The organism is Anaerofustis sp., assembly GCF_019420015.1.
GTDB lineage: Bacteria > Bacillota > Clostridia > Eubacteriales > Anaerofustaceae > Anaerofustis.
Genome location: NZ_JAHZIA010000028.1, coordinates 23,920 through 36,257 on the forward strand (window position 1 = coordinate 23,920; position 12,338 = coordinate 36,257).

Sequence of the window (12,338 nt, forward strand, 5' to 3'; positions counted from 1 at the left end):
CTATGATGAACATACTAAACGGAGGCAAACATGCCGATAATAATGTGGATATACAAGAATTCATGATTATGCCTCACGGAGCACATTCTTTCAATGAAGCGCTTAGAATGGGAAGTGAAATTTATCATAAATTAAAAGAAATACTAAAAGAAAAAAATCTAAATACGGCAGTAGGAGACGAAGGCGGATTTGCTCCTGATTTAAAAAGCAACGAAGAAGCAATAGGATTCATATTAAAAGCAATAGAAAATGCAGGATATAAATCTGGGGAAGAAGTATCCTTGGCGCTGGATGTAGCTTCGAGCGAAATATTCAATAAAAAAACAAATTCATATTTCTTTGAAAACGAAGAAAAAAAATTCGGTGAAATGATTGTTTATTATGATGTTTTAAGCAGTAAATACCCAATAATTTCCATAGAAGACGGAATAAGCGAAAATGAATTTGATTCGTGGAAAATGATGACAGAAAGAATAGGACACAATATTCAACTAGTCGGAGATGATTTATTTGTAACCAATGAAAAAAGATTAAAAAAAGGTATTGAAAATGGTATTGCCAATTCAATCCTCATAAAAGTAAATCAAATAGGAACTTTAAGCGAAACACTGGACACAATGCACCTGGCAAGAAATAATAACTACACAACCATAGTATCTCATAGATCCGGGGAAACAGAGGATACGTTTATTGCTGATTTAGCAGTAGGTTTTAATGCGGGACAAATTAAGACTGGAGCACCAAGCAGAAGTGAAAGAGTATGTAAATACAACAGACTTTTAAAGATTGAAGAAGAACTTGGAGAAAAAGCCAGATTTATCGGAAAAGATGTATTTACAAACTTAAAAATTAAATAATTATTATCATAACCGTTTAATATTATAAGTTATTATTATAATATTTCAACTCTATAAAAAAGACATTCCATAAGGAATGTCTTTTATCTTAATTTTGCATTTAATGTTTCTGATAAAGCTTTAACTATATTATCAAATCTTACATCTATCTCCTCATCTGTAAGGGTTCTATCATCGGCACGGAATGAAAGACTTACCGCAACGGACTTTTTCCCCTCTCCTATTTGCGTACCGCTAAACACATCAAAAACTTCTGCCCCGACAAGATACTCTCCGCCGGCTTTTTTGATTTCATCAATAATTTGTCCTGCATAAATATCTTCATTTACGACAACTGCAATATCTCTTTGGAGTGAAGGGAATTTTGCAAGAGGTTTGAATTCTATTTCTTTATCGTAATTTTCAGTGATTGTTTTTACGTCAATTTCTGCGACAACAACATCTTCTTTTAAGTTGTATTTTTTAAGTAAAAGAGGATGAACATTTCCTACATAACCGATTACTTTATCATTTACTGAAATATAAGCACTTCTTGTCGGATGAAGCATTTTTTCTTCCGCTTTTGTGAATTTAACGTTTTTAATTCTGAATTTGTTGAAAATATATTCAACAATTCCTTTTATTTCAAAATAATCCGTATTGTATTTACCGATAATAAGCTTTTCTTCTTGTAAAGGTAAACCCAGCTCATCATATTTTGCATCAAAGAATACATTACCAATTTCAAATAATACTCTTTCTTTGTTCTTTCTACTGTAGTTAAACGATAATGATTCAAGCATATTAATCATCATAGAAGTTCTCATGTACCCTGTATCTTCCCCAAGAGGATTTATTACTTTTACATATTTACTTCTAATATCTTTATCCTCAAATCCAAGTTCATCAAGTTTTTCTTTTGATGTAAATGTATAAGTAAGAGTTTCAAGTCCTCCTATTGCAATTAATGCTTCCTTGATTTTGTTTTTATCACTGTAATAAACATTCTTTTCACTTATATAATTTGATGTTTCCATAAGTGTACTTGGAATATTGTTGTATCCATACATTCTTGCGATTTCTTCAACAACATCTTCTTTTATATTTATGTCATCTCTTAAAATAGGAGCAGTAATGCTTATTATATCCCCGGTTACTTTTGGTTCAAAGTTTAGTAAATCAAGAAGTCTTGCTTGTTCTTCTACTGAAATATCGCTTCCTAAAATTCTGTTAACATCTTTTGAATCAATATCCATTTTTACAGGTTCTTTTTCATAGAAGTTTTCATCAATCAAACCTTCTACAAGTTCACAAGCACCGATTTCAACAAGTAATGATGCTGCTCTGTCTATTGCATATCTTGTAATCAAAGGATTAATTCCCTTTTCGTAATGTGCTGAAGCTTCACTTCTAAGTCCAAATACTCTTGATGTTCTTCTTATTGAGTTTTTGTTGAAGTTTGCAGATTCTATTACAATATTTTTTGTATTATCATCTACAACTGAGTTTAAAGCACCCATTACACCGGCTACACAAACGCCTTTTTTAGCATCGTTAATAAGTAGCATTTTATCATCAAGATCTCTTTCGATATTGTCAAGAGTAACCATTTTTTCACCGTTTTTTGCAGTATCAACAATGATTTTATGACCTTCTAATTTGTCATAATCAAACATATGAAGTGGTTGACCAAGTTCAAGCATAACATAGTTAGAAACATCAACAATATTTGATATAGGTCTAATACTGCAAGCCATTAATCTTTGTTGCATCCAAAGTGGTGATTGTTCAACTTTTTTTACTTTAAGCATTCTTGCACAGTATCTTTTACATAAGTCAGTATTTTTCACTTCAACGCTTAATTTATCATTAATATCATTAGCTTTATCTTCGATTTTAAAATTAGGCATAACAAATTTTTTACCAAGTGTCGCACCTGCTTCATAAGCCATACCTAAAATACTGTTACAATCTTGTCTGTTATTTGTAAGTTCAAAATCAATTACATATTCATCAAGACCCAATACTTTTTTTGCATCTTCCCCTAAAGGTACGCCTTCAGAGAAAATATAAATCCCGTCCTCCAAATGTTTTGGAACAATGCTTGAACTCATACCAAGTTCAGCACCTGAACAAAGCATACCATAAGATTCTACTCCTCTTAATTTTGCTTTTTTAAGAGTCATTCCATTTGGAAGTTTTGCACCAACTTTTGCATAAGGAACAATATCCCCGATTTTTACATTTTTTGCACCGGTAACAACTTGATATTCTTCACTTCCGTCAAACATTGTACAGATGATTAACTTCTCAGCATCTTCATGTGGCTTTATCTCTTTGATTTTCGCCGTTACAACACCTTCAATACCTTCTCCAAGATAAGTTACAGTCTCAACCATAGAACCGCTTACAGTCATCATATCGGCGAATTCATTTATATCTTTATCTACATTTACATATTCTTTTAACCAGTTTATAGGTAATAACATTCCAAGTCCTCCTTAAAATTGAGTCAATAACTCAGTATCGTTTGCAAATAATAGTCTTAAGTCTTTAATACCGTATTTAAGCATAGTCATTCTGTCAAGTCCCATTCCGAAAGCGAAACCGGTATATACATCAGGATCTATTCCACAGGCTTTTAGTACGTTTGGATGAACCATACCGCAGCCTAAAATTTCAATAAAGCCAGAACCTTTGCAAACATTACATCCCTTTCCGTGACAAGCTATGCAAGTTGCATCCATTTCTGCGCTTGGTTCCGTAAAGTAAAATTGATGAGGTCTAAACCTTGTCTTTGTTTCTTCACCGTAAAGTCTTTTTACAACATATTCAAGTGTTCCTTTAAGGTCTGCCATTGTAATTCCTTTATCTACAATCAAACCTTCAATTTGATGGAACAAAGGTGAATGAGTCGCATCAATTTCATCTGTTCTGTAAACTTTACCAGGAGCAATAACTTTGATTGGAACATCTTTTTCTTTCATGGCTCTTATTTGAACAGGAGAAGTTTGTGTTCTAAGACAAACTTCGTCATTTATATAAAAAGTATCACTTTTATCCCTTGAAGAGTGATCAAGAGGAACATTTAAATTATCAAAGTTATATCTTACAAGTTCAATTTCGGGACCTTCTGCAACAGAAAAACCAAGAGAAGTAAAAATCTCTTCAAGTTCTCCTATGATATTATATAAAGGATGATGATGACCTACCTCTACTTCCTTACCCGGAAGTGTAATATCAATCTTGTCTTTTTCAAGCTTTTCAAGCAAAATCTTTTCTTCGATATTTGATTTCATCTTTCCAAGCTCTGATTCTATTGCTTCTCTTACTTCGTTTGCAAGTTTACCTATTACAGGTCTTTCTTCTTTACTAAGTCCTCCCATTCCTCGAAGAATAGCGGTTAATTTACCTTTTTTACCCATAAATTCGATTCTGAACTTTTCTAAATCTTCCAATGAAGAAAGATTTTGTATTTTTTCTTTTGCTTCTTTTTGTATATTTAATAACTGATCTTTCACTTTACCCTCCAAAATACTTTTTATTTAATATTTTTTACTACTCCCTCTTTTATTGCCTGCGCATACACTGCTTTTGCCACTGCAACAGCAACATTCTTATCAAGCGCACTCGGAAGTATGTTATGTTCATTAAGCTCATCTTCTTTTATGAAGTTTGCAATAGCATATGTAGCTTGAACCTTCATTCCCTCTGTTATTTTTGTTGCATATGAATCAAGAGCTCCTCTGAATATTCCCGGAAATGCGAGCACATTATTCACCTGATTTTCAAAGTCACTTCTTCCTGTTCCAATAACCCTTGCCCCGCCTTTTTTAGCTATATCAGGCATAATTTCAGGTACAGGATTTGCCATGGCAAATATGATTGCATCTTTATTCATACTTCTTACCATTTCCTCATCAACAAGATTTCCTCTTGAAACTCCTATAAACACATCTGCATTCTTTATAACATCTTTTAACAAGCCCTCTTCGTTATTAGGATTTGTTATTTTCAAAAGTTCTCTTTGAACATAATTATCATCTCTTCCCTCTTTCAATGCTCCGTTAATTCCGCAAACCACAACATTCTTTGCTCCAAGATTTATAAGCATTTTAGTTATGGCATATCCGGCTGAGCCATCTCCGTTTACAACTATTTTTATTTTTCCTATGTCTTTTTTTACTATTTTCAAAGAATTTATAATGCCTGCCGAAACAACGATTGCCGTTCCGTGCTGATCATCGTGAAATACAGGAATATCAAGTTCTTCCTTTAACCTCTCTTCCACTTCAACACATCTCGGTGCAGATATATCTTCAAGGTTAATCCCCCCAAATACTGGCGAAATAAGTTTAACCGTTTTTACAATTTCATTTACGTCCTTTGAGTCTATACAAATAGGAAAAGAATCCACATTTGCAAATTCTTTAAACAGTATAGCCTTTCCTTCCATTACGGGAATAGCTGCTTTGGCTCCGATATCGCCAAGCCCCAAAACAGCAGTCCCGTCACTTACAACAGCAACGGTATTTCTTTTTATGGTATATTTATATACATTATTCTCATTTTCATTTATTTTCTTACAAGGTTCTGCAACTCCCGGAGTATATAACAAAGATAAATCTTCCCCGCTTTTAACAGACCGTTTACTTTTTATTTCAAGCTTACCGTTTAATTCTTCATGTATTTCAAGTGACTTTTCTTTTATATTCATAATACTCCTTCTTCCTCTACATTATTTATTCTGAGAACACTGCCAAAATTTTCAACATTATAATCCAAGGAAAGCTCTTCCCTCAAAGAGGGATTGCCAAATACAAAAGCAATTCTCCTTATTAATTCTTCATCCCTTGTATTTATGACAAAATCATTCTCTTTCGTTATAACAGGCACAAATTTAATATTATGATTTTTAGCTTCCTTTTCACTTATAAAACAAATATCAAATTTATCTTTAAGCAATTCTTCCATGAGGATTATTTCATTTTTATATATATTTTCTTTAAATCCTTTTATATTATGAAAATCTATCTTTTTACTTTTTAAAATTTTCTCCAAAACTATTCTTGTAAAATTGTTTCTCGGTAAATTACCAAAATTCACATTCTTGATAACTAAATCTTCAACACTCTTTATATCGATATATTTTTTATTTACGGCAAATCCGTACCGCTCTTTTACACCTTGTATAATAACACTGCCTTTATCTATTTCTTTTTTAAAGTGTTCACTTTTACCTTCAAATTCTCCAAGAACATATTCAACCGAAGTAATATTTCCTTTTATATCATTTCCTTCACTGTTTAATATCATATTTATGTTTTTCAAATCGCTGTAAGCCATAATCTTAGAATTAAGAGGATTATCAGCTCCGCAAAACAATACATTTTTATATATTGAATCCAAAGATTTTAACAAATGTACTTTAATATCTTCTCCTCTAAAAAGATTCTTCACATTTTCATCCACAATAAAATATCCGTCGGCATTAAAGAAATCAAACAATGAAGATTTTTGGGATTTGATTGGAAGAACTTTAAATCCTTCATTACTGGCAAATACATTTACATATACAAATTCTTTATAATAAAACTCCGACTCCACATCTCTTATCAAAGACCCACTTATAAAATTCTCTTCTTCTTTTTCAATATGCGTTAAATCCGCTATAAAAGTTTTTATAAAATTATTATACATAAACATATTTGAAATAATATCTCCGGGAAATGAAAATATTATGGAATCCTTCACTTTTCCAAGCATAAAAGTACTTGCGGGAATGGTTCTTATACCTTTTATATATACATCTCCGATTTTATTTATTACATCGTACATAAAATCATTGCTGCCTTTTCCGGTTCTGCCAATGGTTATAATAGCATCGCAATGTTCACTTATTTCTTTTATAATACTTTCATACTCTCTTTTCTCATCTCTTATATCTTTGTATATATTAACACTTACTCTTTCATTCTCTATTAATTTTGAAAGCATAAACGAATTGCTTTCGGCTATACTTTTTTTCTTTACATTATTAAGATTCATAGAGCTTTTAAGTGTTGCAACAATACCAATTTTTAATTTTCTGTAAACACTTACTTTCTTTATACCATAACTTATTAATAAACCGATTTTTTTATCATCAAGGACTTCATCTTTATGAAAAAGAAAACTCCCTTTCTTTTTTCCTTCCCCTTTATATTTTATACCTTCAAACATATTAGGTAAATATTCGGTATACGGTATATTGTTTTTTAATATAATCTCATCTTTCGGTATGACAACATTATATTTATCGTCAACATAGTCTCCAAAATTGACTTTTTTATATGTACCTATTTTAAATATATTACCTTTTTTTTCTATATTATGTAAGTCTGATGCAAAACCATCGGTATTTGCATAAGAAAAAGAAGGTATATCTTCATTTAAATATACATTTTTACATAAAACTCTACCCTTTGCATTAAAAACAGAAACTCTTTCTTCTTTTAATTCAGGTATATTTTGGATTAAATTTAAAAATATTTCATTTAATTGTTCATAAGAGACATCTGTATAACAATTCATATCAATCAATATCCTCTGTATTATATAAGCGTAATCTTTACAGTTTCATCTTTTTCTATTTTCTCTTTATCCCTATCAATAAAAACATATCCGTCACTGTCTCTTAAAACTTCAGTATAGGAAGCATCAAAGTCAATGGCTTCAAATTTATATTCTTCATCTTCTTTTGATATTTTAACAAAAACATATTCACAAATCCCTTTTCTTCCTGGAATATTATAAATACTTCTTGCTTTTATGTAAGGTATATGTTCATTGCTTATCCCCATAATTTCATTTATAATCGGATTTACCAGTTCGTTAAAACCTATATAAACATCTTTAGGCTCTGACTTAAATACATACACCAAAGTATCATTTATATTATATATCAAGCTCTCAGAAGCAGGCGAAATTAATATTTCGTCAAAATAACATTTTCCGTCTTTATAATCCAACGGAAAATCAGAACTCTCACTGTTTAATATAATTATGATATCACAATCATCAGTTGCCTTTTTCCAAATTTCATTTTCATTTTTATCATTTATAATACCATAAGAAATACCCACTGTGTTTTTACCTGAAAGCTCATTTAAAATAACATAAGAATTCAAATCTATATCTTTTTCCAAATCATTATCTCGAACTGAAGTTATATTATTTCCGACAGAAATAACCCCAACCTTAACTTTTTTATAAACTTCAACCATAAACTCATTCAAAGACGCAAGCAAGCCTATATTAAAACTGTTTAATTTAGTATTCTTTTTTAAGACCACATCACCTTTTGCAATTTTAGAACCTTTTAAATATACGCCGCTTCCTTTATGAATAGGTCTGTTTACAATGATATAACCATCTTTTTCTTTAACGTAGTCTTTATCTATAACGCTGTCAGCGCCAGAAGGAATCAAATCACCTTTATTTACTTTTTTCACAGTCGTTTCATCAATAATATCTTTACCGGTAATTTCAAATCTTATCGGACTATAATAATCAACTGAATATAAGCTTTCATGATTAACGGCATATCCGTCAATTTGAGATATATCGGAGCTTGGAATATCTACCTTTGAAATTATATCATCTGCCAGAACATAATTTAAACTGTCTTCAATCATAACAATTTGAGTAGGTCTAACCTTACTTTTCAAATCATCTTTAATCATTCTGAGCACATTGTTTTTCGTTTCTGCCTTAATCATTTTTATCTCCCAAACACAATAAAAATTTACACTTTTTTACAAAAATCATATTAAAAAATTATATCACAAATACTGCTTAAATACAAGATTATATACTATCTGCAAATATATACAAAACGGCATAATCAACATTATTAATACTAAAATAAACGTTGTATTATATACTTCAGTACTTAAATTAAGTTTTATATTTAAAAGTACCATAACCTAAAGTTTTAATAAAATGTATAAATAAAATAAGAAAGTTCCGTAAGGAACTTTCTTTATTATAAAAAACTCTCTATAAAGCTTAATGTTTCATCTCTTCCAAGATTTTCTTGTGTGGAATAAACAATCACCTTATCATCTTCATCCAAATTTAAGGTATCTTTTATTATATCTATATGTTTTTTCCTTTTATTTCTGCTTATCTTATCGGCTTTTGTAAGAATAACAACCGGATAAATATCATTATTTAGTATATCATTATACATTTTTATATCATTATCAGTCGGTTTATGTCTTATGTCAACAAGAAAAAAAACTATAAAATCAGTATTTCTCTTCTGAAGGTAATCATAAATAATTTTACTGAAAAGAGCTTTTTCGCTTTTAGATACTTTTGCATATCCGTATCCCGGCATATCCACAATATAAAATTCATTATTTATATTATAATAATTTGCTGTTCTCGTCTTTCCCGGAACAGAGCTTGTCCTTGCCAAAGATTTTCTTTTAAGAAGATTATTTATAAAACTGGATTTACCTACATTCGATTTACCTATAAGAACTATCTCAAGCTTTTCTTCAGGAGGAAGTTGATTAAATTTTGCTGCGCTTGTTAATATCTCGGCACTCTTTATTATCATTACTCTTTTTCTCCAAAGATAATTTTATATACATCCATCATATGCTTTACAGGTATAATTTCAAGATGTTTTTTAATATCATCAGGAACATCTTCCAGATCTTTTACGTTTTCTTTAGGTATTATAACCTTTTTTACTCTTGCTCTTGTTGCAGCAAGAAGTTTTTCTCTAAGTCCACCGATAGGAAGAACATCACCCGATAAAGTTATTTCCCCTGTCATAGCAATATCTTCAGGCACTTTCATTTTTGTAAGAGCCGATATTATTGCAGTGGCAAGAGTTATCCCTGCGCTAGGACCATCCTTTGGAGTCGCACCTTCAGGAACGTGAATATGTATATCATTGTTTTCAAAGAAATCTTTCTTAACTTTGAGCTTCTTTGATATTGTTCTTACATATGTAAGTGCAGTCTTTGCAGATTCCTGCATCACATCTCCGAGATTTCCTGTAAGCTCTATTCTTCCCTTTCCGTCGGTTAAAACAGTCTCAATTTTTAAAGTATCTCCACCATAACTCGTATAGGCCAAGCCTGTAACTTTACCGATATGTCTTTTATTTCCCTGTTTATTAAAAGTAATAAGTTCTTTGCCTAAAAAATCATGAAGATTTTTAACCGTTACTTCTATTTTTCCTTCTTTATCAACAACTATTCGTTTAGCACATTTTCTGCATATTTTTGCAATCAATCTTTCAAGCTGTCTAACTCCGGATTCCAACGTATAATCAGAAACCATTTTATCCAGCGCAGCATTTGTAAAAGATAAATCACTTTTGGTAAGCCCATGTGCTTTAAGTTCTTTTTTTATTAAATGTCTTTTTGCAATCTCCACTTTTTCTTTTGGCATATATCCTGTAATATCTATTACTTCCATTCTGTCCAAAAGAGCGGGAGGTATTGTTGCAGTAGTATTTGCCGTCGCAATAAAAAGAACATTGGATAAATCAAAAGGAATTTCCAAATAATGATCCGAAAAATTTGAGTTTTGTTCAGGATCCAGAACTTCAAGGAGCGCACTGGCAGGATCCCCTTTAAAATCAGAACCTATTTTATCTATTTCATCAAGAAGAAATAAAGGAGAATTCGTCTTTACCTGTTTTATACCTGCAATTATTCTTCCTGGCATCGCACCTATATAAGTTCTCCTGTGTCCGGTAATTTCCGCTTCATCTCTGGTACCTCCGACAGACAATCTTACAAATTTTCTCTCAGATGCTTTTGCAATTGATTTTGCGATTGATGTTTTACCGACCCCAGGAGGTCCAACCAAACAAATTATCGGTCCCTTTAAAGAATTTGTAAGTTTTAAAACTGATAAATACTCCAATATTCTTTCTTTTACTTCTTTTAAACCATAGTGTTCTTCTTCAAGAGCATTTTCTGCCTTCTTTAAGTCAATTTCCTTTATAGGTTCTTTTTCCCATGGTAAATCGAGAATTGTTTCTATATAAGTTTGAATTACCCCAGCTTCACTTGACCCTGTAGGGATGGCTTTAAGTCTTTCTATTTCTTTAGCTATTTTCTCTTTGTACTCAGCTTCTATAGGAAGTTTTTCAAGTTTTTCCAAATAATCACTTCCTGCACCGCTGCCGTCGCTATCATGCAATTTTTCTTGAAGCACTTCGATTTTTTCTCTAAGATAAACTTCTTTTTGAAGTTTTTCCATTTTTGATTTCACATCATCTTCAATCTCATTTTCCAAAGATAAAACAGATATTCTGTTCTCTACGAGTTTATAAACTTCCGTATATCTTTTTTGAGTATCAGTCATACAGAGAATATCCTGAAAAGTCTTAAAATCAAGCCCCAACGGCGGCAACATTAAATCAATCATCTCATCAGGTGTTTTAATATCCGCCAAAAAAGATACAATTCCCAAATCAGAACCCGACATTTTAAGAGAAGAAAACTTATTGAATTTCTCCTTTAAAATATCCGTCATAGCAATTTCTTTATCACTTATATCTTCGGTTTTATAACTTATAATGTCCCCACCTGCGATAATATAAGGTTCTTCTTGTTTATAATCATTTATTTTAACTCTGTTTAATACTTTAACAGAAACTTTTATAGCATTATAAGGAAGTTTAATCAAATTGGTTATCTTCGCAAGCACACCGACTTCTCTTAGATTATCTATTTTAACTTCATCAACATCCGAATCTATTTGCGCGATTAAAAAGATTAAACTATCTCCCTTAACACTTTCTTCAAGAGCTTTCAACGAAGGATTTCTCGCAATGTCAAAACTGGCATTCATACCCGTTATCAAAGATAAATCCCTGGTTGCTATTGCAGGTAATGTTAAATTTTCCATGTTATTTGTATATGTACTTATTATATTTCCTAAATTAGCCAATATTTTAACCTCTTTACTTTTTATTCTTGCTTATTTATAATATATCATTTTATAATATCAATATTTTCGTTCATTAATTATATATATATTAAAATACCATTTCAACATTAATTTAAATATTTATTTTTGTAATATATGTAAAAAGTGGAATATTTTATGACAAATTTATATATAGTTAACAAATATATAAGTTAATGAGTATATCATTTATAAATTAATATTTATAATAAATAATAAAACTGTATTTATACAAAATAAAAGATAATTTTTGTATAAACATAAATATTAACTTTTGAGTCAATAAACCAATATAAAAATCATTATAACATCATTTTATATAATTTCATAACTATTTTTCTCTATTATTACATATATCCATCATATTATGTAATTTTATATCGAATTAAATGCACAATTTGTCGATTTAAGTAAAAAACAAATACATAATACAAAGCTTATAATATAAAATAAAACAATGTCCATAAAGAGAAAAAACTCTCTTTATGAACAATAAGTAAATTTATTTTTTTCTTATTA

The 12,338-nt window shown here is 30.5% G+C and carries 8 protein-coding genes; 1 reads left to right on the plus strand and 7 read right to left on the minus strand.

The window, feature by feature from the left end; translation table 11 throughout:
• Positions 1-857: phosphopyruvate hydratase (eno, locus tag QZ357_RS05555; RefSeq protein WP_290772912.1), on the plus strand; the 857-nt coding region annotated here is incomplete at its 5' end.
• 83 nt (positions 858-940) lie between these two features.
• On the opposite strand, the gene pheT is transcribed toward eno, so the two are convergent.
• The 7 genes from pheT to lon all read right to left on the minus strand — a co-directional run bounded on the left by pheT (position 941) and on the right by lon (position 11,801).
• Positions 941-3,325, minus strand: a complete 2,385-nt coding sequence (pheT, locus tag QZ357_RS05560) for a phenylalanine--tRNA ligase subunit beta (protein WP_290772914.1) — start codon at positions 3,323-3,325, stop codon at positions 941-943.
• Between the two features lie 12 nt (positions 3,326-3,337).
• On the minus strand, positions 3,338-4,357 hold the full coding sequence (pheS, locus tag QZ357_RS05565) for a phenylalanine--tRNA ligase subunit alpha (protein ID WP_290772916.1): 1,020 nt from the start codon (positions 4,355-4,357) through the stop codon (positions 3,338-3,340).
• Positions 4,358-4,377: 20 nt separating this feature from the next.
• Positions 4,378-5,553 (minus strand): NADP-dependent malic enzyme, encoded by a 1,176-nt coding sequence (locus tag QZ357_RS05570; RefSeq protein WP_290772918.1) that lies wholly within the window; start codon positions 5,551-5,553, stop codon positions 4,378-4,380.
• The gene (locus QZ357_RS05575) at positions 5,550-7,409 is read right to left on the minus strand and encodes a molybdopterin-binding protein (RefSeq protein WP_290772920.1); all 1,860 of its coding nucleotides are present in this window, start codon (positions 7,407-7,409) and stop codon (positions 5,550-5,552) included. Before QZ357_RS05575 ends, QZ357_RS05570 begins: the two co-directional genes overlap by 4 nt.
• A gap of 20 nt (positions 7,410-7,429) precedes the next feature.
• Positions 7,430-8,596: a molybdopterin molybdotransferase MoeA gene (locus QZ357_RS05580; RefSeq protein WP_290772922.1), complete on the minus strand. Its 1,167-nt coding sequence runs from the start codon at positions 8,594-8,596 to the stop codon at positions 7,430-7,432.
• A gap of 266 nt (positions 8,597-8,862) precedes the next feature.
• Positions 8,863-9,444, minus strand: coding sequence for a ribosome biogenesis GTP-binding protein YihA/YsxC (gene yihA / locus QZ357_RS05585; protein WP_290772924.1), 582 nt, complete (start codon positions 9,442-9,444; stop codon positions 8,863-8,865).
• On the minus strand, positions 9,444-11,801 hold the full coding sequence (gene lon, locus QZ357_RS05590; protein WP_290772926.1) for an endopeptidase La: 2,358 nt from the start codon (positions 11,799-11,801) through the stop codon (positions 9,444-9,446). The genes yihA and lon overlap by 1 nt, the downstream gene beginning before the upstream one ends.
• Positions 11,802-12,338: the final 537 nt, after the last annotated feature.